Raw genomic sequence first — 24,944 nt, forward strand, 5'->3', positions numbered from 1 at the left:
GCGAGAAGTCCAAGATCGCCAAGGACGCCCAGCGCCGCGTGGTGGTCGCCCGGTACGCGCAGCGGCGCGCCGAACTGAAGGCAACCGTCCGGTCGCCGCGATCCACTCCGCAGGAGCGTGCCTCGGCAGCCTCCACCCTGGAGCGCGTCCCGCGCGACGCCGGCCCCGTGTGGCTGCGTAACCGGGACACCGCCGACGGGCGGCCACACGGCTACTTCCGCAAGTTCGGGCTGTCCAGGGTGGGGCTGCGGGAGATGGCGCATCGCGGCGAGCTGCCCGGCGTGCCGAAGTCGAGTTGGTGAGCCATGCCGCAGCACCGAAACCCCAAGCGCCGCAAGAACCTGCCGACCCCGGCCGGAGTGTCTGAAGTGGACTGGAAGGATGTCGGGCTGCTGCGTGGGTTCGTCTCCGACCGGGGCAAGATCCGCTCCCGCCGGGTCACAAGAACGCCCGTGAAATGGCGCTGCCGCCCTACGGGGACAGGCGCTAGAACGGGCATTGCGGGCAGAGCCCGCCGGCCGGACCGGTGTGCGAGGCGCGGCTGTCCGGCGGCGCCGATCCCGCGGGCGGCCGTGCAGGTCGCGGAGCCGTTCGGCAATACGGAATTGCTCACACTCCCGCGACCCTGACGAGGCATCCCCGCCGGTCAGCCGTCATGCTTACGGCATGTCCGAAGACCACTACCTCGTCGGCCTCGACCTCACCGGCCGCCGGGTCGTCCTGGTCGGCGGAGGCAGCGTCGCCCAGCGGCGGCTGCCCAGGCTGATCGGCGCCGGCGCCGCCGTCGAACTCATCTCACCGCACACCACCCCCGCGGTGAGCGCGATGGCCGACGCCGGCGAAGTGGTCTGGCACCAGCGCAGATACACCGACGGCGACCTCGACGGCGCCTGGTACGCGCTGGCCTGCACGAACGACGCCGAGGTCAACGCCGCCATCTGCGCGGAGGCCGAACGGCGCCACGTGTTCTGCGTCCGGGCCGACGCGGGCACCGAGGGCAGCGCGGTCACCGCGGCCACGGGCAGGCACGAGGGCCTGGTCGTCGGCGTGCTCTCCGGTGGCGAGCCGCTGCGCTCGGCCGCGGTGCGCGACAACCTCGTGGAGGCCCTGCACACCGGGCTGATCTCCGACGCCGCCGCCCCGGAGATCGGCGAGCTGCCCGGCGTCGCGCTGGTCGGCGGCGGGCCCGGCGACCCGGAGCTGATCACGGTGAAGGGCCGGCGGCTGCTGGCCCGGGCGGACGTCGTGGTGACCGACCGCCTCGGCCCGCGCGAACTGCTTGACGAGCTGCGCCCGGACGTGGAGATCGTGGACGCCGCGAAGATCCCGTACGGGCGGGCCGCCAGCCAGGAGGTCATCAACTCGACCCTCGTCGAGCGCGCGAAGGCCGGGAAGTTCGTGGTGCGCCTCAAAGGCGGGGACCCGTACCTGTTCGGCCGCGGGTTCGAGGAGGTGCTCGCCTGCGCCGAGGCCGGCGTGCCGGTGACCATGGTCCCCGGCATCACCAGCGCCTTCGCCGTGCCCGCGCTCGCCGATGTCCCCGTCACGCACCGCGGGGTCGCGCACGAGGTCGTGGTCGTGTCCGGGCACGTGCCGCCGGACCACGAGTCCTCGCTGGTCGACTGGTCCGCGCTAGGCCGCATGAGCGGCACCATCGTGCTCATGATGGGCGTGGAGCGGCTGGGCCTGTTCGCCGGCGCGCTGCTGTCCGCCGGCCGTCCCGCCGACACCCCGGTGGCGATCATCGAGGACGGCACCATGCCAACCCAGCGCGTCACCCGGTCCACTTTGGACTCCGTCGCGGCGGCCGCGAAGGCCGCCGGGGTGCGCCCGCCCGCGGTCACCGTCATCGGCCCGGTGGCCGGGCTCTACCGCGGGTAACCGCTTTCAGCCCGACCGGCGGGCCGGCGCGGGCTCGTGGCACCGCTGCGTGAACTCCAGGATCGCCGCTGTCAGCCGCTCGGGGTCCGTGCGCAGTTCGACGGGGCTGCGAGCCTGGACGAACTCCGCGTCCGGCAGGTCCTCGGCGAGGGTGTCGGCGTCGCCGAAGGGGTGGATCGGGTCGCCCTCGTGCCCGATCACCAGCGCCGGCACCGAAATCTGCCGCCGCACCGCCTTGGGCGGCGCGATCCGGCCGAAGAAGACCCCGTGCAGCAGCGCCGCCATCGCCGCCGGCCGCTGTTCCAGCGTGTCGGTGATCACGTCGACCCACTGGTTGCCGTGCGGCACCAGCCTCGCCGCCAGCGCGACACTGTCCACTGTGAACGGCAGGAACCTCGCGGCGAACAGCAGCGGCGCGAAGGTGAGCAGCCCGGCGACGATCGCGTTGTCCAGCACCGGCATTTCCACGATCATGCCCAGCGCCCGCTCGGGCGCGGCGACGGCGATCTCCAGCGAAACGTTGGCGCCCAGCGAGGTCCCGCCGAGCACCGCCCGCTCGATGCCGAGGTGGTCCAGCAGCGCCAGCACCTGCACCCCGAACGCCGGGATGGAGTAGCGCCAGGACTCGGTGGGCCGGTCGGACTCGCCATGCCCGAGCAGGTCCAGGGTGATCACCCGGAACCCGGCCCCGGCCAGCTCGCGCGCCAGTGGCGCGTGCATCCGGCGGGTGAACATGATGCCGTGGGTCAGCACCACGACCTGCTCACCCGCGCCGTACTCGGTGTACGCCAGCCGGTGGCCCTCGAAGGTGAACGAACCGGCCAGCTCGAAAAGTCGCGGGGCCATGTTCCCAGCAAACCACGCCGGGCAGGCAAGATGACAGCCATGACTGACATCGCCGACCTCGTCGCACTGAAAGTCGACCGCACCGGACCAGTGGCGGAGGTGACCCTGCTCGGCCCGTCCAAGGGCAACGCGATGGGCCCCGACTTCTGGCGCGAGCTGCCGCTGGTGTTCGGTGCCCTCGACGCCGACCCCGAAGTCCGCGCCATCGTGCTGACCGGCAGCGGCAGGCACTTCTCCTACGGCCTGGACCTGCCCGCGATGATGGGTGGCTGGGCGCCGCTGCTGAGCCAGGACTCGCTGGCCGGGCCGCGCACGAAGTTCCTCGAAGAGGTCCGCCGGCTGCAGGACAGCGTCAACGCCGTCGCCCGCTGCCGCACGCCGGTCGTCGCCGCCGTCGCGGGCTGGTGCATCGGCGGCGGCGTGGACGTCATCGCCGCCGCCGACGTCCGGCTCGCCAGCGCCGACGCCAAGTTCAGCGTCCGCGAGGCCAAGGTCGCGATCGTCGCCGACCTCGGCAGCCTCCAGCGCCTGGCCGGGATCATCGGCGAAGGGCACCTGCGCGAGCTGGCCCTCACCGGCAAGGACATCGACGCCGCGCGTGCGGAGAAGATCGGCCTGGTCAACGACGTCTACGCCGATCAGGACGCGGTGCTCGAAGCCGCCCGCACGCTGGCGGGCGAGATGGCGGCGAACCCGCCGCTGGTGCTCCGGGGCGTCAAGGACGTGCTCGCGCTCAACACCGAGCAGCGCATCGCGGACGGGTTACGGTACGTGTCGGTGTGGAACTCGGCGTTCCTGCCGAGCAAGGACCTGACCGAGGCGGTGCAGGCCTTCATGGAGCGCCGGAAGCCGGAATTCAAGGGAGAATGACGTGAGCGATGCTTTCCGGGAAGCCAGGGACTACCTCCTGGCCCACCGAGAGGACTACGACACCGCCTACCGGGACTTCCGCTGGCCGAAGCCGGGCGAGTTCAACTGGGCGCTGGACTGGTTCGACGAGATCGCGCGCGATCCGGCCAACCGCGAGCGCTACGCGCTGTGGATCGTGGAGGAGGACGGCAGCGAGGGCCGCTGGACCTTCCCCGAGCTCGCGCAGCGCTCCGACCGCGTGGCGAACTGGCTGCGCGGGCTCGGCGTGCGCCGCGGCGACCGGCTGATCCTGATGCTGGGCAACCAGGTGGAGCTGTGGGAGACCATCCTCGCGTCGATCAAGCTCGGCGCCGTGATCATCCCGGCGTCCACTTTGCTCGGCCCCGAGGACCTGCGCGACCGGGTGGACAGGGGCGCGGCGCGGCACGTCGTGGTCCGCTCGGCCGACACCGCGAAGTTCGCGGGCGTGGCGGGGGAGTACACCCGCATCGCGGTCGGCGAGCCGGCCGCGGGCTGGCATTCCTTCGCCGACGCGTACGCCGCCGACGCGGACTTCGCGCCCGACGGCATCACCGCGGCGGCCGACCCGCTGTTGCTGTACTTCACCTCCGGCACCACCGCGAAGCCGAAACTGGTGCAGCACACGCAGGTCTCGTACCCGGTCGGCCATCTGTCCACAATGTACTGGATCGGGCTCGAACCGGGCGACGTGCACCTCAACATCTCCTCGCCGGGCTGGGCGAAACACGCGTGGAGCAACGTGTTCGCGCCGTGGAACGCCGAGGCGACGGTGTTCCTCTACAACTACAACCGGTTCGACGCCGGCGCGCTGATGGCGCAGATGGACCGCTGCGGGGTCACCAGCTTCTGTGCCCCGCCGACGGTGTGGCGGATGCTCATCCAGGCCGACCTGACCGCGCTGAAAACCCCGCCGCGCAAGGTGGTCGGCGCCGGGGAGCCGCTCAACCCCGAGGTGATCGACCAGGTGCGCAAGGCCTGGGGCGTGACCATCCGGGACGGTTTCGGGCAGACCGAAACCAGCGTGCAGATCGCGAACACGCCGGGGCAGCCGGTGAAGCCCGGCTCGATGGGCAGGCCGCTGCCCGGGTTCGCGGTGGCGCTGGTCGACCCGGTCACCGGCGAGCGGGCCGATGAGGGCGAGATCTGCCTGGACCTCGCGCACCGCCCGATCGGCCTGATGACCGGCTACGCCGACGACGACGAGCGCACCGACCAGGCCTTCGCGGGCGGCTACTACCACACCGGCGACGTCGGCTCGGTCGACGAGGACGGCTACATCACCTACGTCGGGCGCACCGACGACGTGTTCAAGGCGTCGGACTACCGGATCTCGCCGTTCGAGCTGGAGAGCGTGCTGCTGGAGCACGAGGCCGTCGCCGAGGCCGCGGTGGTCCCGGCCCCGGACCCGATCCGGCTCGCGGTGCCCAAGGCCTACGTGGTGCTGGCCGCCGGTTTCGCCGCGGAAGCGGGTACCGCGGAGAGCATCCTGGCCTTCTGCCGCGAGCATCTGGCCCCGTACAAGCGGATCCGGCGGCTGGAGTTCACCGAACTGCCCAAGACGATCTCCGGGAAGATCCGCCGGGTGGAGCTGCGCGCGAAGGAGGAGTCCGGCGCCAAGCCGGCCGCCGAGTTCCGTGAGGAGGACTTCCCGGGCCTGAAATCCTGACCCGCCGCCGGCCCGCCCGAACTCAGGCGGGCCGGGTGGTGACCTCGAGGCTGTCCTCGGTGGAGCAGGTCGCCGACAGTGGCTGACCGGGGTCGCTGCCGCAGGTCCACGGATCGAGCGCGACCGGGCCGGCGCCGTCGGTCCTGGCCAGGTCGGCGGCGGTCAGCCGGGCGAAGTACCTGGTCATCAACGTGGTGGCGCTCGCGCAGTCGACGTCGCCCTGCTGTACCGACACCTTCACCTGCACGTTCCCCGGGCCGGTGACCGTGCCGCATTCGACCGCCCGCGCGGGCGGCTCCGCCATCAAGGCCGCGGCCTGCTGCGGCGCGACGGGCGCGGGTGCGGGGCTCTGGGAAGCGCACGCGCCGAGCGTGAGTGCGCAGGCGGCGGGCACGAGCAGGGCGCTGATCTTGTTCACTGTGGGATTTTCCTTGCGGGGAGAGGGAATCACTCGCCGGTGACGGCACCGGCGAAGACGGTCAGATCCTGTTTGCTGCATGTGGTGCCACCCTGCGCCGAGGGCGGGCCGGATACGCAGAGCCAGCCGTCCACCGTCGCGCTCACCGGATCGTTGGAACCGGAAGGCTGCTTTCCGGTGATCTGCCGCTGGAACCGGGCGACCAGGTCCGTCGCCTGCGCGCAGGTCATCCCGGCCGACGAACCGTCCTGCACGCGCAGGGTCAGCCCGCTGGCCGCGTGCACGGTGCCGCAGCCGTCCCCGCCGGGCGCCGCCGTCGTGGCCGGCTGAGGTGTGGGCTCCGCCGTGGTCGTGGTGACCGGGGGAGTGGCTGTGGAAGAGGAAACCGCAGGCTGCGACGACGGCGCGGGCAACGGAGGCGCGCTCGCGGTGCCCGCGGCGGCCGGGCTGTCGCCGCCCTGGGAACAGCCGCCCGCCAGCGCGAGCGCGCCCACGGCGGCCACCAGGCCGAGCCGTCCGGAGATCGAACGCATCGCGGAAAACCTCCCCTGTCCGGTGTGGCAGCGGAAGGTTACCCGCGGTGTCCCGCTCCTGCTCACCGACACGCCGTACGTCTATTGTGGACAGTCACCGAGGGTGGTAACCCTTCACTGGCCGGGTGAATGTCGCGGCGGTGGCTAACATCGCGGCCGCCGGAGACGACAGTCCCGGTGTGCGGTCGCCACCGCGGCCGCGGTCCCGGAACCCCCGTCGAGTTTGAGAGCGATGAGTACCGACACCGAGCGCGAGTCCCAGCCCTGCGATACCACCGAGCCGCCCACCGCGCCCTGCACCGTGGTGTGGAGCCAGGGGCGGCCCTACGTCCTGGAGCCCACCGCGGGCAGGTCCCGCTGGGTGGGCACCGACCGCCGTGGCCGCCCGCTCGCCCTGACCGGGGCCGACCTGCGCCGTCGTGGCTGGAGTTACCGGGCCGACGGAAAGTAGGCGGACACGGGTCTCGGGCCTGCTTGCTCGCCGGCACCCGTGGCCGCCCGCCGGATCGGTAATGAACGAGGCGGCCGCCGCGCCAGCTAGGGTTGGCCGGGTGAGCGAGTACAGCCCGGAAAGAACCGATTCCGTCCCGGCGGGCGAAGCCGGCCCGGGTGGTCCGCAGCCGTCCCTGCTGGGGCAGGCGCTCAACGCCCCCAACATCCTTTCCCTGCTCCGGCTGGCCGGGGTCCCCGTCTTCCTCTGGCTCCTGCTGGGGCCGCGGGCCGACGGCTGGGCCCTGGCCGTGCTGGTGTTCAGCGCGCTGACCGACTGGCTGGACGGCAAGCTCGCGCGCTGGCTCGACCAGATGAGCAGGCTCGGCCAGCTGCTCGACCCGGCGGCCGACCGGCTCTACATCGTCGCCACCCTCGTGGCCTTCCTCGTCCGCGGCATCATCCCGTGGTGGATCGTGGCCGCGCTGCTGCTGCGCGAGATCGTCGTCGGTGGGTGCCTGCTCGTGTTGCGGCGCAACGGTTTCGCCCCGCCCGAGGTCACCTATATCGGCAAGGCCGCCACCTTCGTGCTGATGTACGCCTTCCCGCTGCTGCTGCTCACCCAGGGCGGCTCGGTCTTCGCCGGGGTCGCCCGCCCGGTCGCGTACTCCTTCCTCACCTGGGGCTGCGTGCTCTACCTGTGGTCCGGCGCGCTCTATGTCATCCAGACCGTCCGGGCGGTCCGGGGTGCCGGGGGCGGCGCGCGGATGTAAGACTTTCGCCGGCATCCGAGTACCGAAAGGGGACCGACCGTTGTCAGCTCCAGAAGAGTTGCGCTACACCGAGGAGCACGAGTGGGTGGCCACCGCCGCCGGAGGCTCTTTCCGGGTGGGGATCACCGAGTACGCCCAGGACCAGCTCGGCGACGTGGTCTTCGTCGAACTGCCCGAGGTGGGCAAGCAGGTCACCGCCGGTGAGGTGTTCGGCGAGGTCGAGTCGACCAAGAGCGTTTCGGAGCTGTTCGCCCCGGTGGACGGTGAGGTCGCGGCGGTCAACAGCGCGGTCGCGGAGTCCCCGGAACTGATCAACAGCGACCCGTACGGCGAAGGCTGGCTGATCGAGATCAGGGCCGAGGATCCGGCCGTGGCCGAGGGCCTGCTCGACGCCGAGGCGTACCAGGCCCTCATCGCGGGCTGACCTCGCGCCGTTCGGGGAGCCCGGGCGCTTTGTCTTGGCCTGGCACGGTACGTTGGGCAGCAACATCTTCCCGGTTAGCGAATACTTCAGTGGTGAGGAGAGCTCAGGTGAGCACGAACGACGGGCCCGGCGTTCCCCCGGAGCAGTCTCCGGAGCGGACCTCGGTCTTCCGGGCCGACTTCCTGGCGGATGCCGAGCCTCAGGAGCCGGCCGCGCCGGAGCCCTCGGTCGCGGGCGTCGACGCGCTGCCCAGCGGCTCGGCACTGCTGGTGGTCAAGCGCGGCCCCAACGCGGGGTCCCGCTTCCTGCTCGACCGCGACACGACCAGCGCGGGCCGGCACCCCGACAGTGACATCTTCCTCGACGACGTCACGGTTTCCCGGCGGCACGCGGAGTTCCGCCGTGAGGGCGGCGAGTTCGTGGTGATCGACGTCGGCAGCCTGAACGGCACCTACGTCAACCGCGAACCGGTCGACCAGGCCGTGCTCGCCGGTGGCGACGAGGTCCAGATCGGCAAGTTCCGCCTGGTCTTCCTGACCGGCCAGGGGCACGGGGGCCAGGGGGCACAGTGACGGCTGCCGGGCGGCCACAGCGGGATGGGTTGAGCATCGGGGCCGTGCTGGCGCAGCTGCGCGCGGATTTTCCCGACGTCACCATCTCCAAGATCAGGTTCCTCGAGTCCGAGGGACTGGTGCAGCCCGGCCGGACCCCGTCGGGCTACCGGCAGTTCGCCCCGGCGGACGTGGAGCGCCTGCGCTTCGTGCTGGCCGCCCAGCGGGACCACTACCTGCCACTCAAGGTCATCAAGGAGCAGCTGGACGCCGCGGACGGGCAGGAGGCCCCCGCGGCCCGGCTGCCCCGCAAGCTGGTTTCGCTGTCCTCCCCGGACGGCGACGGCCTGCCCGCCGCCCGGGATTTCGTCTCCGGCAGGGAAATCCGCCTGACCCAGGAGGAACTTCTGGAACAGGCGGGAATCGACGTCCGGACTCTCGGCGAGCTGGAGCAGTACGGGCTCGTCCGCCCCGGCCCGGCCGGGTTTTACGACCCGGACGCGGTGCTGGTCGCCAGGACGGTGCGCGCGATGACCGAGTTCGGCATCGAACCCCGCCACCTGCGCGCCTTCCGTGCCTCGGCGGATCGCGAGGTCGGGCTGCTGGAACAGATCGTCACCCCGGTGTACCGCCAGCGCGACGCCGACGCGAAGGGCCGCGGGGACGAGATGGTGCGGGAACTGGCCGCGCTTTCGGTCACCCTGCACACGTTGCTGGTCAAGGCGGGTATCCGGGGCGTCACGGGCGCCTGAAACCGGGGGGTGGTCGGTAATGACACAGTTTCATGACTCTGCCTGCGGCCCTGGATGCCGTACCGTTGTTCATGGGTTTGCCGACAACCGGATGTGCCCGCCGGGCACGCGGAAGAAGCGAGCACAGCGCACAGATGACGGGTAGCGTCGGTGGTATCGATGCGGGATCCTCGAAGCAGCGCTGCAGCCCGCGCACAGGAGAGGGAGGCGAAGACCGATGAGCGAAATGCGCGTCGTCGGCGTGCGGGTCGAGCTGCCCGCGAATCAGCCGATCTTGTTGCTGCGGGAGACGGAGGGCGAACGCTACCTCCCGATCTGGATCGGCTCCGTGGAGGCCACCGCGATCGCACTCGAGCAGCAGGGGGTGCGCCCGGCCCGCCCGCTCACCCACGACCTGCTCAAAGAGGTCATCGGTGCGCTGGGCCGCGAGCTGGAACAGGTCGTGATCACCGATCTGCGCGAGGGCACCTTCTTCGCGGAACTGGTTTTCGACGGCGACATCCGGGTTTCGGCGCGGCCGAGCGACTCAGTGGCGCTGGCGCTGCGGGTCGGCGTGCCGATCCACGCGGTGGACTCCGTGCTCGAGGAGGCCGGGCTGATCATCCCGGACGAGCAGGAGGACGAGGTCGAGAAGTTCCGCGAGTTCCTCGACTCGGTCTCACCCGAGGACTTCCGCGGCGCGGACACCTGAGCCTCGCCCGTTCGTGCCGTTTCCGGCGGCATGAGGTTTGACCTTCGGCCCCTCTTGCGGCGGAAGCCTCAAGAAGTGCTTGAGGTACGCCGCGCGTCGCGTTGACCAGCCGGGCGCCCGCGCTTACCGTCAAAGGCGGTAAATCGCTGCGGTGTGATTCGGCCATCCGGTGCACGACCTGCGCGATTGCCACCCAGCGGGCTCCGCTCCGGAGTCTGGTGCTTGTTCCGACCGGCCGGCCATCCGGCCGGGCGAGGGGAGGCTTGCGTGGTCGACGAGAGGCCGGTCAAGGCGGTCGACGGAGAGCAGGGTGCCCTGTTCCCCGACGCGTCACTGCCTGACGAACTGGTCGGGTACCGGGGCCCCGCGGCCTGTCAGATCGCCGGGATCACCTACCGCCAGCTCGACTACTGGGCCCGTACCAAGCTCGTCGCGCCGAGCATCCGCACCGCGCACGGCTCCGGTTCGCAACGGCTGTACTCCTTCAAGGACATCCTGGCGCTCAAGATCGTGAAGCGCTTACTCGACACGGGCGTCTCGCTGCAGAACATCCGGGTCGCGGTCGACTACCTGCGCGCCCGCGGGATGGACGACCTGGCGAAGGTCACCCTGGTCTCCGACGGCACCACGGTCTACGAGTGCACCTCGCCGGAGGAGATCGTGGATCTGCTCCAGGGCGGGCAGGGTGTGTTCGGCATCGCGGTGAAGGTGCCGATGGCCGAGATCACCGGCACCATCCACGAGTTCCCGGCCGAGCGCGCGGACGGCGGCGAGATCGAGACGATCGTGCCGGACGAGCTGACCCAGCGTCGCAACGCCCGCCGTACGGGCTGAAATTACCTGCGGGTAGGCTGATCATCGCAGTCGCCGAAGCCGCGCGGGAGAGTCCGGACCCCAACCCGGGTCCGGCGCCGAAGGAGCAAGTCCTCCCCGGAACCTCTCAGGCACCCGGACCGCGCGGACGAGACGCCTCTGGAAAGTGGGTCCAGGCCACGACCCTGGACCCCGCCGACGGTGCAAGCCCGAACGACAACCGGGTGAACCTCTCAGGCGCCTTCCCGGGCATGGACAGAGTGGGGAGGACCCGGACACCGATGCGGTGTCCGGGCCCGTGGCTCAGCCGGGCATCTTGTCCAGAAACCCTTGCACCTGACTGATTTTGCCGTCCTCGACGGTGATCACGTCGAAACCGACGGCCAGCGGTTCGGCCGCGCCCTCGGGGCCGAGGTGCCACTGGAAGCGGGCGATGTCGTGATGCCCGTCCACCGCGCTGCCGAGGCTGAACCGCAATCCGGCGAACTGCTGCTGCGCACCGGCGATGAACCCGTCGATCCCGTCGTGCCCGCGCACCGCGCCGAGTGGGTCGGTGTAGGTGGCGCCGGCGGTGAAGACCCCTTCGACGATTTCGCGCCGCTTGGCCGGGTCGGCCTCGTTCCAGGCTTCGAGGTACCGGTTCGCGACGGCGGTGAAGTCGGTCATTGCTGCGCTCCTTATTCGGTTTCCGTTGTGGTGCGGCAACAATGACCCGTGCCGGGCAGGCGTGTCGATTACGTGACAGGTAATGGTGGCGGTGCACGCCGGGCCCGTAGCGTTCGGGTATGACGACGATCCAGCGTCCGGTGGGCGAGCTGCTGCGGCAGTGGCGCGAGCGGCGGCGGCTGAGCCAGCTCGACCTTGCCCTTTCCGCCGAGATCTCCACCCGGCACCTGAGTTTCGTCGAGACCGGGCGCGCCAATCCGAGCCGGGAAATGGTGCTGCGCCTGGGTGAACAGCTGGATGTCCCGCTGCGCGAACGGAATCAGCTGCTGCTCGCGGCCGGATACGCGCCCGCCTACCAGGAACGGAAGCTCGGTGATCCGGGGCTGGGCGCGGTGCGCGCCGCCGTGCGGCAGGTGCTCGCCGGGCACGAGCCGTATCCGGCGGTGGTGGTCGACCGTGGCTGGAACCTGGTGGACGCCAACAACAGTATCGCGGTGCTGACCGAGGGCGCGGCGCCGGAACTTCTCGCGCCGCCGGCGAACGTGCTGCGGCTGGCGTTGCATCCGGACGGGATTTCCCCGCGGGTGCTGAATCCGGGGGAGTGGCGGGCCGATCTGCTGGCCCGGCTGCGGCGGCAGGTCGAGTCCACCGCCGACGCGGAGCTGGCCGGGCTGCTGGCGGAGATGCGCGCCTACCCGTGCGCCGAGGAGGTGCCCGACGTCGAGATTCCCGGCCGGGGCGACATTTTCGTGCCGCTGCGGATCCGGCATGGCGAAGCCGAGCTGTCGTTCTTCTCCACGATCGCGACGTTCGGCACCCCGCTCGACGTGACGCTGTCGGAGCTGGCCATCGAATCGTTCTACCCCGCCGACGAGGCCACCGGGGCCTACCTGCGACAGCAGGCGGCCGCGGGTGGCAGTATCGGGACCGGACAGACCGAGACCGCCACGACGTAAAGGAACGCCAACCGGATGACCACCGTTCCCCATCTCGCCCTCAACAACGGAGTCGCGATCCCGCAACTGGGTTTCGGCGTGTTCCAGGTACCCGCCGAGGACACCGCGAAAGTGGTCCGGACCGCGCTCGAAACCGGCTACCGCAGCATCGACACCGCGGCCGCCTACCGGAACGAGGCCGGCGTCGGCGAGGCACTGCGCGCCGCCGGGCTGCCGCGGGACGAACTGTTCATCACCACGAAGTTGTGGAATTCCGACCAGGGCTACGACTCGACTCTGCGCGCCTTCGACACGAGCATGGGCAAGCTCGGGCTGGACTACCTGGACCTGTACCTGATCCACTGGCCGCTGCCGGCCCGCGACACCTACGTGGACACGTGGCGCGCGTTCGAGAAACTGCAGGCGGACGGGCGCGTCCGGGCGATCGGCGTGTCCAACTTCCAGATTCCGCACCTGCGCCGGCTGTTCGACGAGACCGACGTCGTGCCCGCGGTCAACCAGATCGAGCTGCACCCGCACCTGCAGCAGCCCGAGCTGCGGACCTTCCACGCCGAGCACGGCATCGCCACCGAGGCATGGAGCCCGCTCGCGCAGGGCGCGCTACTGGCCGAGGAGACGATCACCGCGCTGGCTTCGAAGTACGGCAAATCCCCGGCACAGATCGTGCTGCGCTGGCACCTGCAGATCGGCAACGTCGTGATCCCGAAGTCGGTCACCACGTCGCGGATCGCGGAGAACTTCGAGCTGTTCGACTTCGAGCTCGACGCCGACGACGTCCTCGCCATCGGCGAGATGGACAAGGGTACCCGGACTGGACCAGACCCGGACACCTTCAACGTCGGCTGACCGGCCGGCGGATCAGGCCGGCGTCAGCCCGGCGCTGGTGAAGTCCGCCTGCTGGGCCGGTTCCTTGAGGAAGTCCCGGAAAACCTGCGCGGCGCGGGCCTGGATGTCGTCCACGTTCGCGCCGCCCAGCCCGACGAAGGGATAGTCGGCCGAAGCCTGCGACGCCACGGACTCCGAGGGCGAGCCGATCAGCCCGGCGTTCGCGGTCTGCAGCTTGCTGATCCAGAAGCTGTTTTCGGGAATCCACGCCGCGGGGAAGCCGCCGATCGCGTCGGTTCCGGTCTTGCCGGTCAGCGCGTCGAGCACCTGCTGCGAAGGCACGGAGCGCACGTCGATGTGCACGCAGTGCGCGTGCACCACGGTGTTCGCCTGGTTCCAGCGGGTGGCTGCGGTGGTGACCGGCTTCTCGATGGTGGGGGTGACCACCACCTTCAGCGTCGAGGTGCCGTCGGTGCACGCGTTGGCCTGTGCTTCGGCGCGGCTGTTGAGCACGTTGTTCGCCCAGCCCCAGCCGAGCAGGCCGACCACGATCAGCACCACGGCCACACCGGTGAAGATCGGCCACTTCGCGATCTTCCGGCGGCCGGCGACCGCGGTGAGTGCGCGGTGCGTGCCGGTCGCGCTGCTGCGGCCCTCGACGGGCTTGATCGCGCGATGTGAGCCGGTGCCCGCGGAGGGATTTTTTTCGGTGCTCGTGGCCTGGCCGGCACCGGGCCGTTCGACCGGTTTGTGCGTGCCGGTCGACATGCGCCGTTCGACCGGTTTGTGTGGGCCGGTGCCTGTGCGCCGGTCCGCCGGGTGTTCGACCGGAACGTAGACCGGGCGCTGCTCGACCGGGGCGTACCCGCCGGTCGAGGTGCGGGGTTCGGCCGGGGTCCGGGGCTGACCGCCGGTGCCGCCGGGGCGGCCGAAGGCCTGGAAGCCGTCGGGGCGGGGGCGGTTCGGCGGGGGGATGACACCGTGGCCGCCGGTGCTGGGGTGGCGGTCGCCGGGCCCGTACTGCTCGGGGGGAGTGGGCGGGACCTGCCGGGGCGGGGCGGGGAGCGGGGAGCGGCCCATCGGGGGACGGGGGGCCTGCGGGCGGTTGGGCTGGACCGGCCGGGGGCCGGGGTCGCGCGGCCGGGGACCGTTCGGCCCGAGTGAGGGCCGGCGAGGGTCCTGTGGTCTTTCAGGGCGGCGCGGGGCGGGCTCTTCGTCCCGGTAGTGACGCCCCATTGATGGTCCTTCCAAACTCTACGTGTGCGTCGGCCAAACGCGTTCACCCTAACAGGGGTACAGCGTTAGGAAAACGTGATGGTCGCGGAAAATCGGAAAACCGAGGGTCACGACCGAAAAAGATCTAGAAAAGCTGTGTGCGTCGACAGCGAATTGTGGCAGAACGAGATCAAGCAGTCGCGCAGGGGCGCGGCGCGTCGCGCGAACTCTCCTTGCGCGCGGGCGTATTCGGCCCGTCCGGCCGGGGTTTCGATCGGCACCGGAGAGTAGCCGAGGGTTGTCAAATCGTAAGGGCTGGCCCGCATGTCCAGTTCGCGGATGTCCGCCGCCAGTTCGAAGCAGTCGGCGATCAGTTCGGCCGGGACAAAGGGACTCAGTTTGTAACTGATCTTGTAGAGATCCATATTCGCGTGCAGGCACCCGGGCTGCTCCAGCGTGGGTTGTGTGGCGCGGGTGGGCTGCAGCGTGTTCCGCGGCCGGGCCGGTTCGGTGAAGAAGCGGAACGCGTCGTAGTGCCCGCAACGGATTTCGAGCCCTTCGACCACCTCGTCGGTGCCCACGGAGCCGAGGCGGAGCGAGAGCTGGTTGTGCCGCACACCTTCGGGCGTCTGTCGGTACACCATGGCCCACTCGTGCAAGCCGAAGCAGTTCAGCCGCGGCGCGCGGGAGGCCGTGGATTCCAGGATTGTCAGCAGGTAGCGGGTGGTGTCGGCCCGCTTCGCCGAAAAGGCCGCTTCGTCGAGCGCGATGCCTTCGTCGGTTTGGCGGTACTCGGGCCGTTCGAGGAAACGCTTCGCTTCATTCCCGGCGAGCGCGACGCCGGGGCCCGGCTGCCAGCGCTCCAGGTGTGCCGGGCGTAAAGAGTAGTACTGGAACAGGAAGTCATGCACCGGATGCTTTTCGCCCCTCGACCGCCGCTGCTGGTACGGCCTCGTCCACGGACGCATCCGCGCGGCGTGCGCCTCCTCGCGCGCACGCCATTCCTCTTGTTCCAGAACCAGCACACGCCCATGATGCCTGTGCACGCTGAGCCGCGTCAGGCCGCCACGTGCGTGCCGTCGCGGACCGTGCCGACGTACTCCTCGACCAGGTCCTCCAGCGCGACCACGCCGACCGGGCGGCCGTCCGAGTCCAGTGCGCGGGCCAGGTGCGCGCCGTCCTTGCGCATCGCCGACAACGCCTCGTCCAGCCTTTCGTGCGTGGACAGCTTCGTCAGCGCGCGGATCTTGTCCGCGGGGATCCGGGTTTCCGGCGGGTCGCCGATCTGGTCCAGCACGTCCTTCACATGCAGATAACCCAGTAGCTGTCCGGAATCCGAGCACAGCGGGTACCGCGAGAAGCCGGTCGAGGACACCGCCCGCTCCACGTCGCCGACCGTGGGCGCCGACGGCAGCGTGGTCAGTTTGTCCGTCGGGACAAGGACATCGCGGACCGTCTTGCGCACCGAGGACAGCGTCTGGCTCAGCCGCTCGTGCTCGGACTGTTCGAGCAGCCCCTCGCGGCGGGACTCGCTGAGCAGCTCGGCCAGCTCCGTCGAGGTGTACGCGGTCTCCAGCTCGTCCTTCGGCTCCACCTTCACCAGGCGCAGCAAGGAGTTCGACACGAAGTTCAGCAGCCAGATGAACGGGTTGGCCACCTTCACCCACGCCACGTGCACCGGCACCAGCCACAGCGCGAGCCGTTCCGGGTCGGCGATCGCGAGGTTCTTCGGCACCATCTCGCCGATCAGCACGTGCAGGATGGTGATGAACGTCAGCGCGATCGCGAACGAGATCGGGTGCACCAGCACGTCCGGGATGTGCAGCAGCGCGAAGAAGGCGCCGAGCCGGTGCGCCACCGCCGGTTCGCCGAGACGGCCCAGCAGCAGCGAGCAGATCGTGATGCCCAGCTGCGCGCCGGCGAGCATCAGCGAAACGTGCCTGCTCGCGTTGATCACGATCTTCGCGCGGGTTTTTCCTTGCTCCAGCAGGGCTTCCAGCCGGTCGCGGCGCGAGGAGATCAGGGTGAACTCCGCGCCGACGAAGAAGGCATTGGTCAGCAACAGGACCACGACGAGGAATACGGCGAGCCAGTCGTTCATCGGGCGGGCTCCTCTTCGGCGGTCGCCTGCTCCAGCCGGTGCACGCCGACCTCGGCGATGCGGTGCCGGTCCATGGTGCGCACCGTCAGCCGCCAGCCGTCGACGTCGATGCTCTCGCCACCGGCCGGGATCCTGCCGAGCCGTTCGAGCAGCAGCCCGGCGATGGTTTCGTAGTCACCCTCGGGCATCCGGAACCCGCTGACGTCGCGGATCTCGTCGGCCCGAAGCTGGCCCGAGACCAGCCACGTGTCCTGGTCGAGCCGTCGCGCCGCGGGCTCCTCGCCCTCGTCGTGCTCGTCGCGGACGTCGCCGATGATCTCCTCGACCACGTCCTCGAGCGTCACCAGTCCGGCCGTGCCGCCGTATTCGTCGACCACGATCGCGATCTGGAAGCGGGAGTCACGCAGCCGGGACAGCAGCGCGTCGCCGGGCAGCGACTCCGGCACGGTGGGCACCGGGCGCATCACCGAGCCGATCCTGACCGTCGCGCGTTCGTCCGCCGCCGCCGCGAACGCCTGCTTCACGTGCACGGCGCCCTGCACGTCGTCGAGATCCTCGCGGTACACCGGGAAGCGGGAGAACCCGGTGCTCCGCGAGATCGCGATCAGATCGTCGATCGTGTCCTCGGTGTGCAGCGATTCGACCCGCACGCGCGGGGTCATCAGCTCTTCGGCGGTGCGGTCACCGAAACGCAGCGACCTGTCCAGCAGCTCCGCCGTGGACGTGTCGAGGGTGCCGCTTTCCGCGCTGGTGCGCACGATCGAGCCCAGCTCCTGCGGGGAACGGGCCGAGCGCAGCTCCTCCTGAGGCTCGACGCCGAACTTGCGGACCACCCAGTTCGCGCTGTTGTTCATCAGCGTGATCAGCCAGCGGAACAGCGCGGAGAAGCGCGAGTGGTAGCCCATCACGGCGCGTGCCGTGCGCAGCGGGCGCGCGACAGCGAGGTTCTTCGGCACCATCTCGCCGAGGATCATCGACATGGCGGTCGCCAGCAGCAGCGCCACGACGAGCGACGTGCCGTCGGCGACCGGCCCGGACAGGCCGAGCCCGGTCAGCAGCGGCCGGATCAGCCTGCCGATCAGCGGCTCGGCGAGATAACCGGTGACCAGCGTGGTCAGCGTGATCGCGACCTGCGCGCCGGAAAGCTGGTAGGACAGCGTGGCGTGCGCCTTGCGGACGGTCTTCGAGCGGCTGTCGCCGACCTCGCGGACGTTGGCCTCGATCGTGCTGCGTTCGAGCGCGGTCAGCGAGAACTCGGCCGCGACGGCGAGCCCGGTGCCGAGCGTCAGCAGGAAGAAGGCGAGCACTCCCAGGACGCTCCAGAGCACATCCATCAGGCACCACCTGCCGGTCGCTCGGCCGGATGATGGTCGGGTGAGCCGGGTTCGCCACCCGGCTCAGTACTGTCACCAGGTGACTGCGCGGCGCGCACGGTGCGGGGTCACTCCTCGGAAGGGCTTGTCAAGTGCGGTCCATGGTACCGGCAACGGTGCTGACCTGCGGCCACGTCGCCCGCGAGTCCGGTACCCCGGTGATCAGTACGACGAACGCGCCGGTCCGGCCCGGTGTTCCCGGCCAAGAGGTGCTCGCCGCTCTAGCGTTGCTAGTATCCGGGTATGCCAGTCCAGGAACGCCGAGAGCGCGAACGAGCCCAGCGGCACCGGCTGATCATCGACACCGCCCGCCGGCTGGCCGAGGCCGAGGGCTGGGACGCCGTGACCACCCGGCGCCTCGCCGACGAGATCGAGTACAGCCAGCCCGTGCTCTACAGCCACTTCAAGGGCAAGGACGCGATCGTCGAGGCGGTCGCGATCGACGGCGTCTCGGAGCTGGCGGCCGTACTACGCAAGGCACGCGAAGGCGCGGCGGACGACAGCGCCGCGCTCGCGTCCGTCGCACACGCGTACGCGGACTTCGCCGAAGCCAACCCCGTGGTCTACGACGCGATATTCGCGCGCGCGACGAAGCTGCCCTTCGGCAGGCCCGAAGCGCCCGAGCCGCTACGCCTGGCTTTCGGTGAGCTCGCGGCGGTGTTCGCGGCGGGCAGGGAAGATGGCGAGCTGCGCACCGAGATGGCGTGGAGCGCGCTGCACGGCCTGGTCACGCTGAACCGCGACGGCCGCCTGCGCCCCGGTCTCCAGCGCGAGCGGCTGGACCTGCTGATCGCGCAGCTGAACGCGAAACCCTGACCGGGCAAGGCTTTCAGCCCGGCTTGCGCCCGGTCAGCGCGATCAGCTCCGCGGCGGCGGGCGCGTCCACGGGCAGCGGCACCGGCGGGTCGAAGATGCCCAGTCCCTGCCAGTCTTGGATCTGCTGCCCCAGCTCGGTGAGCAGCTGGTCCGCGATCTCCTCGGAGATCGGCTGGCCCGCCCCGATCGCGGTGCACAGATCCCAGGCGTGGACGGCGAGATCGAGCGTCATCTGCCAGCCGTAGTCCGTGGCCGGGCTGCGCCCGAACGACAGCTCCACCTCGCGCTCCGTGGCGCCGGGCCCGGTCCACGCTTCGCGCGCCGCGGCGGCCGCGCTTTCCCACGCTGCCACCGGATCCTCGCCCAGCACGTCCCCGTCGTAGCGGGTGCCCACCTCGGCCAGCGACTGCCCGGCCAGCAGGTGCGGCACCCACAGCTGCTCGGAAACCAGGTGGTTGAGCAGATCCCGGACCGTCCAGCCGCTGCAGGGCGTGGGCGCGTCCCACTGCCCGGCGCCGATGCGGTGCACGGCTTCGTCGAACTCGCGGAGCGTTTCGGCGTGCGCGTCGAGCAGGTTCACGACTCCAATGATGCCCGAACCCGGTGCCGCCGCACGCTTTCCTCGACCAGATCCAGCACCGGGTCCATGTCGTCGGCCGGCAGCCCCATCGCCAGATGCGACACGAGACCTTCCAGCACCAGCTCCAGATACGACGTCAGCACGTCGACGTCCACGTCGTCACGCAGGTTCCCGGCCTCGCGCTGGCGCAGCAGCCGGGCACGGGTGGCGGCGGTGAGCTGCTGCGAGCGTTCCGCCCAGCGGCCACGGAATTCCGGGTCGGTGCGCAGCCGCCGCGACACCTCCAGCCGGGTCCCGAGCCAGTCCGCCGGATGCTCGCTGCCCGCCGTGAGCAGGTCGCGCATCACCTGCACGAGCCCTTGCACGGCCACCACATCCGCCATCCGCGCGGCGTCCTCCTCCGCGAGGGCGAGGAACAGGGACTCCTTGTCGCGGAAATGGTGGAAGATCGCGCCGCGCGAGAGCCCGGTGGCTTCCTCCAGGCGCCGGACCGTGGCACCCTCGTATCCATAGCGGGCGAAGCACACGCGTGAGCCGTCGAGAATCTGGCGACGTCGCGCGTCGAGATGATCCTGACTGACCCGTGGCATCCCCTGATCCTGTCACTCGCGGTAGTCCTTACGCAATCCGTACGTACGTACTGTGTCGCGCCCGGAACCCTGAAATTGTCGTACCGCGCGTGTAGCGTCCAAATCCAAGTGCTCTCACCGATTGGACAGGTGTGACATGACAGCCGTTCGCCACGTACCCGGGTGTACCGGCTGCGCGTGCGGAGTCGCCGAACGCTCGGCGAAGATCATCTCCGACCGTGCAGCCGGGGAAGCCTACGTAGCGTCGGTGTGCTTCAAACACGGGCCACCACGCCTGCTCGGCGTGGAACTCGAGTACACCGTGCACTACATGGAAGACCCGGAAAGACCTCTCGACCGAAACGACCTGGCCCGTGCGCTGGGCCCGCACGCCCCACGCACCCTCGATCCCGACAGCCCCGCCGAACCACTTCCCGCCGGCTCACCCGTGACTCTGGAGCCGGGCGGGCAGGTCGAGATCTCGGCTCTGCCGCAGCCGAGCCTGACCGCTCTCGCGGACGTCGTTTCCGCGGATCTGGCCGCATTGACCGAAATCCTCGCCCGCGCCGGGTTCTCTCTCGGCGAAACGGGCATCGATCCCTACCGCCCTCCCACCCGCCTGCTGACCACCGAGCGCTACGCCACGATGGAGCGCCGGTTCGCCCCGCTGGGCCCCGGCGGGATCACCATGATGTGCAGCACCGCGGGGCTGCAGATCTGCGTGGACAGCGGGGAACGCGAGCAGCTGCCCGGCCGGTGGGCGGCGGTGCACGCGCTGGGCCCGCCGTTGCTGGCCACCTTCGCCAACTCGCGCCGGCACGCCGGTGCCGACACGGGTTCGGCTTCGGCGCGCTGGCTCGCGGTCATCGGCACGGAGCGGGCACGCACCTTCGCCGCGCCGCCGGGCGAGGATCCGCCGTCGGACTGGGCGCGGCGGATCATGGACACGCCGTTGATGCTGGTCCGCCGCGAGCACGGGCCGTGGGACGCACCGGACGGCGTGACCTTCGGCGACTGGGTGAGCCGCCAGGGCGCGGCGGGCCTGCTCAGCCCGCCGACGGCCGAGGATCTGGCCTACCACCTCACCACGATGTTCACGCCGGTGCGGCCGCACGGCTACCTGGAGGTGCGCTACCTGGATGCCCAGCCGGGGCAGCGTTGGCTGCATCCGGTGGCGCTGTTCACCGCCCTGCTCGCCCGTCCCTCCACAGTGGACCGTGTGCGGGAGCTGTGCGAGCCGGTGGCCGGGGAATGGGAGCGGGCCGCGCGGCTCGGCCTCGCCGACGGCAAGATCGCCGCCGTGGCAAGGAAAGTGGTGGACCTGGGCTGCGCGGAGCTGAGCCAGACCGGGCTGCCCGGCAAGACGATCAACGAGATCAGCGAAGGCGTGCAGGGGCTTGTGCGCGCCGGAGGGGAAAAGCTGTGACCGAGAAACTGACCGAAGCGCCCAGCCTGCTGCGTGAGCTGAGCGCGGACAGGCTGCGCGAGCACGCGGCCGGCACGCTCACCCGCGCCCGCCGGCGCAGCACGGTGCTGACCGACGCGGTGGACGACGACGACCTGGTGCGCCAGCACTCGAAACTGATGTCCCCGCTCGTCTGGGACCTCGCCCACATCGGCAGCCAGGAAGAACTGTGGCTGGTCCGCGACGTCGGCGGCCGGGAGCCGCTGCGCCCGGACATCGACGACCTCTACGACGCGTTCCAGCATCCGCGGGCCGACCGGCCGGCGCTGCCGCTGCTCGGGCCCGCCGAGGCCCGCGCCTATGTCGGACAGGTGCGCGCGAAGGCGTTCGAGGTGCTGGAAAAGGCGCCCATGGAAGGGCGCAGGCTCACCGAGGCCGCGTTCGCCTTCGGCATGATCACCCAGCACGAGCAGCAGCACGACGAGACGATGCTGGCCACCCACCAGCTGCGCGAGGGCGAGCCGGTGCTGCACGCCCCGCCCGCGCCGGGCGACCGCAGCGGGCCGCTGCCCGCCGAGGTCGAGGTGCCCGCGGGCGCGTTCCTGATGGGCACCAGCGTCGAGCCGTGGGCGCTGGACAACGAACGCCCGGCGCACGAGGTCTGGGTGGACGGCTTCCGCATCGACACCACCCCGGTCACCAACGCCGCGTATGTCGAGTTCCTCGAAGACGGCGGCTACGAGCAGCGGCGGTGGTGGAGCGAGGCGGGCTGGCAGTACCGCACCGCGCACGACATCACCGCCCCCCAGTTCTGGTGGCGCGAGCCGGACGGCTGGTGGCGCGCCCGGTTCGGCGTGCGCGAGCCGGTCCCGGCCGGGCAGCCCGTGGTGCACGTGTCGTTCTACGAGGCCGAGGCGTACGCCGCCTGGGCGGGCAAACGGCTGCCCACCGAGCGCGAATGGGAGAAGGCCGCCAGGTTCGACCCGGCCACCGGCCAGTCGCGGCGGTATCCGTGGGGCAACGAGGAGCCCACCCCGGAGCACGCCAACCTCGGCCAGGCGCACCTGAGCCCGGCCGAGGCAGGCGCGTACCCGGCGGGCGCGTCCGCGCTGGGCGTGCATCAGCTGATCGGTGACGTGTGGGAGTGGACGAGCACGGACTTCCACGGCTACCCGGGCTTCGCCGCGTTCCCGTATCGCGAGTACTCGGAGGTGTTCTTCGGGCCGGAGTACAAGATCCTGCGCGGCGGCTCGTTCGGCACCGACGCGGCCGCCATCCGCAGCACCTTCCGCAACTGGGACTACCCGATCCGGCGGCAGATCTTCTCCGGGTTCCGCTGTGCCAGGGATCTGCCCGTTGTGTAGGCACCTGGCTTACCTCGGGCCGCCGTGCTCGCCGGCCGGGCTGCTGTTCGACGCGCCGCATTCGCTGGAGCACCAGTCTTATGCCCCGGCGGACATGCGTGGCGGCGGCACGGTCAACGCCGACGGGTTCGGCCTGTCCTGGTACGTCGACGGCGCACCGGTCCGCCTGCGGCGAGCGAGTCCACTGTGGACGGATGCGGACGTGCCGGTGCTGGCGCGTTCCTTGCGCACCACCGCGTTCGTCGCGGCGGTGCGCAACGGCACCGTCGGCATGCCCGTGCTGGAGGCGGCGTGTGCCCCGTTCACCGACGGTCCGTGGTCGTTCAGCCACAACGGCATGGTCGCCGGCTGGCCGCATTCGATGGCCGCGCTCGCCGGGAAGCTCCCGGTCACCGAACTGCTCACGCTGGAGGCGCCCACCGACAGCGCGCTGTTGTGGGCGCTGGTGCGGGAGCGGTTGCGCGCGGGGGAGGACCCGCTGGGTGTGGTCACCGACCTGCTCCCGTCCGTGGAGCGGGCGGCGCCCGGCTCGCGGCTCAACCTCCTGCTCACCGACGGCGAGGTCCTGGTCGCCACGGCCTGGACGCACGCGCTGTCCTATCGCGAAACCGGTGACGCCGTCGTCGTCGCCTCCGAACCACCCGAACCGGGGCCGGGCTGGATCCCGGTCCCGGAAGGGCACGGCATCGTCGCGCGCCGCGGCTCCGTGCGCCTGTTCCCCATCGATCCCGATCGGAGTCCCGAGCCATGACCGAGTTCGACCTGGACGTGCACCGCGATCCGGACGGCATCACCGAGGCCTTGGTGATGGACGTCCGGTCTGGGCTGACCGCCGCCCAGAAGTGGTTGCCGCCCAAGTGGTTCTACGACGCGCGGGGCAGTGAGCTGTTCGAGGAGATCACGGCGTTGCCGGAGTACTACCCGACGCGCGCCGAGCGTGAGGTGCTCCAGCGGGAGTCGGCCGAGATCGCCCGCGTCACCGGCGCGCGCACGCTGGTCGAGCTCGGCTCGGGTTCCAGCGAGAAGACCCGGCTCCTGCTCGACGGGCTGCGTGGCCACGGCACGCTGCGCGAGTTCGTCCCGCTGGACGTGTCGGAGACGGCGCTCGCCGAGGCCGTGGAGGCGATCCGCGCGGACTACCCCGGGCTCGAGGTGCGGGGCGTGGTGGGCGATTTCACCGAACACCTCGGCCTGCTGCCCGGGGAGCCGCCGCGGCTGGTGGTGTTCCTCGGCGGCACCATCGGCAACTTCCTGCCCGCCGAGCGCGCGAAGTTCCTGCGCTCGGTGCGCGACGTGCTCGCCGAAGGGGAGTGGCTGCTGCTGGGCACCGACCTGGTCAAGGACCCGGTGGTGCTGGAGCGCGCGTACGACGACGCGGCGGGCGTCACGGCCGCGTTCAACCGCAACGTGCTGCGCGTCATCAACGAGCGGCTCGGCGCGGACTTCGACCTGACGAAGTTCGTCCACGAGTCCTACTGGGATGCCGGCAACGAGTGGATCGAGATGCGGCTGCGGGCGCTGGAGGACATGACCGTGCGGATCCCGGCGGCGAATCTGGCGGTGCGCTTCACCGCCGGCGAGCACATCCGCACCGAGGTCTCCGCCAAGTTCCGTCCCGCCGGGGTGTCCTCGGAACTGGCCGAAGCCGGGTTCGAGCTCGAGCGGTGGTGGACCGATTCGGCGGCCAGGTTCGGGGTCTCCCTGGCCAGGGCTCGGAACGTGGGGGCGTAATGGTCAAATAGGGCGGTGAACCCGTTACCTCGACTTGCCCGCGCACTCGGTACGAAACCCTGGCTGATGAGACTCGCGAAGGGGATCATCTGGCTGGACAAGCGGCTGCACCGGATGTTCGGCGGGCGAGTCACCCTCGTGGGGATAGCGGGCCTGCCGTCGCTGCGGCTGACCACCGTGGGCCGCAAGAGTGGTCTGGCCAGGTCGACGAACCTGCTGTACTTCCCGGACGGCGACCGGATCGTGCTGGTCGGCTCCAACTGGGGCCGCGAGCGCGATCCGGGCTGGACGTTCAACCTGCACGCCAACCCGGAGGCCAGCGTCGTCGTGCGCGGGCGGGAGTTCGCGGTGCACGCGCAGGCGCTGAAGGGGGAGGACTACGACCAGATGTGGCAACGGCTGCTGCGCTTCTGGCCGGGCTACGAGATGGAACGCGACGCCGCCGGACGTGAGCTGCCGATCTTCGTGCTGACCCGGGGCTGAGTGGCGGGGGGCTCGTGCGCGTCGGCGCAGGGGCCTCCCAGCCACGCTGGGACCGGCGGCCGAGCCACGGGCCCCTGTGCATCCTGGAGCCAGCCCCTCCGGCGAGGAGTTCTTTGCTCTTTTCCTTGCGCTGCATGGGTTGGGCTGCGGCAGCAACGGACGCGCGCAGAGCGCGCCCTGTGCACCCCACCC

Annotated in this window: 29 protein-coding genes, 1 pseudogene and 1 riboswitch; of the genes and pseudogenes, 20 read left to right on the forward strand and 10 right to left on the reverse strand. The window is 70.6% G+C overall.

The window, feature by feature from the left end; genetic code table 11:
- Nucleotides 1-14: 14 nt before the first annotated feature.
- The 3 genes and pseudogenes from rpsN to cobA all read left to right on the forward strand — a co-directional run bounded on the left by rpsN (nucleotide 15) and on the right by cobA (nucleotide 1,881).
- On the forward strand, nucleotides 15-302 hold the full coding sequence (gene rpsN, locus VHD82_RS15190) for a 30S ribosomal protein S14 (protein WP_325703335.1): 288 nt from the start codon (nucleotides 15-17) through the stop codon (nucleotides 300-302).
- Between the two features lie 3 nt (nucleotides 303-305).
- Nucleotides 306-443: pseudogene (locus VHD82_RS15195) on the forward strand (30S ribosomal protein S18); the annotation flags it as partial.
- A 223-nt stretch (nucleotides 444-666) separates the two neighbouring features.
- Nucleotides 667-1,881 (forward strand): uroporphyrinogen-III C-methyltransferase, encoded by a 1,215-nt coding sequence (gene cobA / locus VHD82_RS15200; protein ID WP_325703094.1) that lies wholly within the window; start codon nucleotides 667-669, stop codon nucleotides 1,879-1,881.
- A 6-nt stretch (nucleotides 1,882-1,887) separates the two neighbouring features.
- Here cobA and VHD82_RS15205 read toward each other — a convergent pair whose 3' ends face one another.
- A complete protein-coding gene (locus VHD82_RS15205; protein ID WP_325703097.1) occupies nucleotides 1,888-2,727 on the reverse strand; it encodes an alpha/beta fold hydrolase in 840 nt (279 codons plus the stop codon).
- A gap of 30 nt (nucleotides 2,728-2,757) precedes the next feature.
- On the opposite strand from VHD82_RS15205, the gene VHD82_RS15210 reads away from it, so the two are divergent.
- Together VHD82_RS15210 and VHD82_RS15215 are read left to right on the forward strand one after the other, a co-directional pair.
- A complete protein-coding gene (locus VHD82_RS15210; protein WP_325703099.1) occupies nucleotides 2,758-3,597 on the forward strand; it encodes a crotonase/enoyl-CoA hydratase family protein in 840 nt (279 codons plus the stop codon).
- 1 nt (nucleotide 3,598) lies between these two features.
- Nucleotides 3,599-5,284 carry an AMP-binding protein gene (locus VHD82_RS15215; protein ID WP_325703101.1) on the forward strand — a complete coding sequence of 562 codons (1,686 nt, stop codon included), beginning with the start codon at nucleotides 3,599-3,601 and terminating at the stop codon, nucleotides 5,282-5,284.
- 22 nt (nucleotides 5,285-5,306) lie between these two features.
- Here the strand turns inward: VHD82_RS15215 and VHD82_RS15220 are convergent, their stop codons facing one another.
- Entirely contained in the window at nucleotides 5,307-5,702 is a 396-nt protein-coding gene (locus VHD82_RS15220; protein WP_325703103.1) for a hypothetical protein, read from the reverse strand.
- A 29-nt stretch (nucleotides 5,703-5,731) separates the two neighbouring features.
- Nucleotides 5,732-6,235 (reverse strand): hypothetical protein, encoded by a 504-nt coding sequence (locus VHD82_RS15225; protein ID WP_325703106.1) that lies wholly within the window; start codon nucleotides 6,233-6,235, stop codon nucleotides 5,732-5,734.
- 232 nt (nucleotides 6,236-6,467) lie between these two features.
- Here VHD82_RS15225 and VHD82_RS15230 point away from each other — a divergent pair, with 232 nt between their 5' ends.
- From VHD82_RS15230 to VHD82_RS15260, 7 genes are all read left to right on the forward strand, one after another.
- Nucleotides 6,468-6,686, forward strand: a complete 219-nt coding sequence (locus VHD82_RS15230; protein WP_325703108.1) for a hypothetical protein — start codon at nucleotides 6,468-6,470, stop codon at nucleotides 6,684-6,686.
- Nucleotides 6,687-6,786: 100 nt separating this feature from the next.
- Complete coding sequence (locus tag VHD82_RS15235; RefSeq protein ID WP_414637515.1) at nucleotides 6,787-7,437, forward strand: CDP-alcohol phosphatidyltransferase family protein; 651 nt, start codon at nucleotides 6,787-6,789, stop codon at nucleotides 7,435-7,437.
- A 40-nt stretch (nucleotides 7,438-7,477) separates the two neighbouring features.
- Entirely contained in the window at nucleotides 7,478-7,861 is a 384-nt protein-coding gene (gcvH, locus tag VHD82_RS15240) for a glycine cleavage system protein GcvH (protein WP_325703111.1), read from the forward strand.
- Nucleotides 7,862-7,968: 107 nt separating this feature from the next.
- Nucleotides 7,969-8,433: a glycogen accumulation regulator GarA gene (gene garA / locus VHD82_RS15245; RefSeq protein WP_325703114.1), complete on the forward strand. Its 465-nt coding sequence runs from the start codon at nucleotides 7,969-7,971 to the stop codon at nucleotides 8,431-8,433.
- Nucleotides 8,430-9,164, forward strand: coding sequence for a MerR family transcriptional regulator (locus VHD82_RS15250; RefSeq protein WP_325703117.1), 735 nt, complete (start codon nucleotides 8,430-8,432; stop codon nucleotides 9,162-9,164). Before garA ends, VHD82_RS15250 begins: the two co-directional genes overlap by 4 nt.
- 217 nt (nucleotides 9,165-9,381) lie before the next feature.
- Complete coding sequence (locus VHD82_RS15255; protein WP_139097318.1) at nucleotides 9,382-9,855, forward strand: bifunctional nuclease family protein; 474 nt, start codon at nucleotides 9,382-9,384, stop codon at nucleotides 9,853-9,855.
- Nucleotides 9,856-10,122: 267 nt separating this feature from the next.
- Complete coding sequence (locus tag VHD82_RS15260; protein WP_325703124.1) at nucleotides 10,123-10,689, forward strand: MerR family transcriptional regulator; 567 nt, start codon at nucleotides 10,123-10,125, stop codon at nucleotides 10,687-10,689.
- A gap of 34 nt (nucleotides 10,690-10,723) precedes the next feature.
- A riboswitch (glycine riboswitch) is annotated at nucleotides 10,724-10,821 on the forward strand.
- 150 nt (nucleotides 10,822-10,971) lie between these two features.
- Here the strand turns inward: VHD82_RS15260 and VHD82_RS15265 are convergent.
- Nucleotides 10,972-11,334 carry a nuclear transport factor 2 family protein gene (locus VHD82_RS15265; protein WP_325703127.1) on the reverse strand — a complete coding sequence of 121 codons (363 nt, stop codon included), beginning with the start codon at nucleotides 11,332-11,334 and terminating at the stop codon, nucleotides 10,972-10,974.
- A 119-nt stretch (nucleotides 11,335-11,453) separates the two neighbouring features.
- Here VHD82_RS15265 and VHD82_RS15270 point away from each other — a divergent pair, with 119 nt between their 5' ends.
- The gene (locus VHD82_RS15270; protein ID WP_325703130.1) at nucleotides 11,454-12,290 is read left to right on the forward strand and encodes a helix-turn-helix transcriptional regulator; all 837 of its coding nucleotides are present in this window, start codon (nucleotides 11,454-11,456) and stop codon (nucleotides 12,288-12,290) included.
- Nucleotides 12,291-12,305: 15 nt separating this feature from the next.
- Complete coding sequence (locus VHD82_RS15275) at nucleotides 12,306-13,136, forward strand: aldo/keto reductase (RefSeq protein ID WP_325703133.1); 831 nt, start codon at nucleotides 12,306-12,308, stop codon at nucleotides 13,134-13,136.
- 12 nt (nucleotides 13,137-13,148) lie between these two features.
- Here VHD82_RS15275 and VHD82_RS15280 read toward each other — a convergent pair whose 3' ends face one another.
- The 4 genes from VHD82_RS15280 to VHD82_RS15295 form a co-directional block, all read right to left on the reverse strand.
- The gene (locus VHD82_RS15280; RefSeq protein ID WP_325703136.1) at nucleotides 13,149-14,195 is read right to left on the reverse strand and encodes a hypothetical protein; all 1,047 of its coding nucleotides are present in this window, start codon (nucleotides 14,193-14,195) and stop codon (nucleotides 13,149-13,151) included.
- Nucleotides 14,196-14,458: 263 nt separating this feature from the next.
- On the reverse strand, nucleotides 14,459-15,298 hold the full coding sequence (locus VHD82_RS15285) for a 3-methyladenine DNA glycosylase (protein WP_325703340.1): 840 nt from the start codon (nucleotides 15,296-15,298) through the stop codon (nucleotides 14,459-14,461).
- Between the two features lie 89 nt (nucleotides 15,299-15,387).
- The gene (locus VHD82_RS15290) at nucleotides 15,388-16,431 is read right to left on the reverse strand and encodes a hemolysin family protein (protein ID WP_325703138.1); all 1,044 of its coding nucleotides are present in this window, start codon (nucleotides 16,429-16,431) and stop codon (nucleotides 15,388-15,390) included.
- The gene (locus tag VHD82_RS15295; RefSeq protein WP_414637516.1) at nucleotides 16,428-17,765 is read right to left on the reverse strand and encodes a hemolysin family protein; all 1,338 of its coding nucleotides are present in this window, start codon (nucleotides 17,763-17,765) and stop codon (nucleotides 16,428-16,430) included. Before VHD82_RS15295 ends, VHD82_RS15290 begins: the two co-directional genes overlap by 4 nt.
- 282 nt (nucleotides 17,766-18,047) lie before the next feature.
- Between VHD82_RS15295 and VHD82_RS15300 the strand changes: the two genes are divergently transcribed.
- Nucleotides 18,048-18,620 carry a TetR/AcrR family transcriptional regulator gene (locus VHD82_RS15300; protein ID WP_325703142.1) on the forward strand — a complete coding sequence of 191 codons (573 nt, stop codon included), beginning with the start codon at nucleotides 18,048-18,050 and terminating at the stop codon, nucleotides 18,618-18,620.
- 13 nt (nucleotides 18,621-18,633) lie between these two features.
- Here the strand turns inward: VHD82_RS15300 and VHD82_RS15305 are convergent, their stop codons facing one another.
- Nucleotides 18,634-19,200 carry a TIGR03086 family metal-binding protein gene (locus tag VHD82_RS15305; protein WP_325703144.1) on the reverse strand — a complete coding sequence of 189 codons (567 nt, stop codon included), beginning with the start codon at nucleotides 19,198-19,200 and terminating at the stop codon, nucleotides 18,634-18,636.
- A complete protein-coding gene (locus tag VHD82_RS15310) occupies nucleotides 19,197-19,790 on the reverse strand; it encodes a helix-turn-helix domain-containing protein (protein WP_325703147.1) in 594 nt (197 codons plus the stop codon). Before VHD82_RS15310 ends, VHD82_RS15305 begins: the two co-directional genes overlap by 4 nt.
- A gap of 136 nt (nucleotides 19,791-19,926) precedes the next feature.
- Here VHD82_RS15310 and VHD82_RS15315 point away from each other — a divergent pair, with 136 nt between their 5' ends.
- The 5 genes from VHD82_RS15315 to VHD82_RS15335 all read left to right on the forward strand — a co-directional run bounded on the left by VHD82_RS15315 (nucleotide 19,927) and on the right by VHD82_RS15335 (nucleotide 24,752).
- On the forward strand, nucleotides 19,927-21,195 hold the full coding sequence (locus tag VHD82_RS15315; protein ID WP_325703150.1) for a glutamate-cysteine ligase family protein: 1,269 nt from the start codon (nucleotides 19,927-19,929) through the stop codon (nucleotides 21,193-21,195).
- Nucleotides 21,192-22,538 carry an ergothioneine biosynthesis protein EgtB gene (gene egtB / locus VHD82_RS15320; RefSeq protein ID WP_325703153.1) on the forward strand — a complete coding sequence of 449 codons (1,347 nt, stop codon included), beginning with the start codon at nucleotides 21,192-21,194 and terminating at the stop codon, nucleotides 22,536-22,538. The genes VHD82_RS15315 and egtB overlap by 4 nt, the downstream gene beginning before the upstream one ends.
- The gene (gene egtC, locus VHD82_RS15325; RefSeq protein ID WP_325703156.1) at nucleotides 22,531-23,289 is read left to right on the forward strand and encodes an ergothioneine biosynthesis protein EgtC; all 759 of its coding nucleotides are present in this window, start codon (nucleotides 22,531-22,533) and stop codon (nucleotides 23,287-23,289) included. Before egtB ends, egtC begins: the two co-directional genes overlap by 8 nt.
- Nucleotides 23,286-24,269: an L-histidine N(alpha)-methyltransferase gene (egtD, locus tag VHD82_RS15330; RefSeq protein ID WP_325703158.1), complete on the forward strand. Its 984-nt coding sequence runs from the start codon at nucleotides 23,286-23,288 to the stop codon at nucleotides 24,267-24,269. Before egtC ends, egtD begins: the two co-directional genes overlap by 4 nt.
- Nucleotides 24,270-24,335: 66 nt before the next feature.
- The gene (locus VHD82_RS15335) at nucleotides 24,336-24,752 is read left to right on the forward strand and encodes a nitroreductase family deazaflavin-dependent oxidoreductase (protein WP_325703161.1); all 417 of its coding nucleotides are present in this window, start codon (nucleotides 24,336-24,338) and stop codon (nucleotides 24,750-24,752) included.
- Nucleotides 24,753-24,944: the final 192 nt, after the last annotated feature.

The sequence above is a fragment of the Amycolatopsis sp. genome (assembly GCF_035546795.1).
Classification (GTDB): Bacteria; Actinomycetota; Actinomycetes; order Mycobacteriales; family Pseudonocardiaceae; genus Amycolatopsis_E.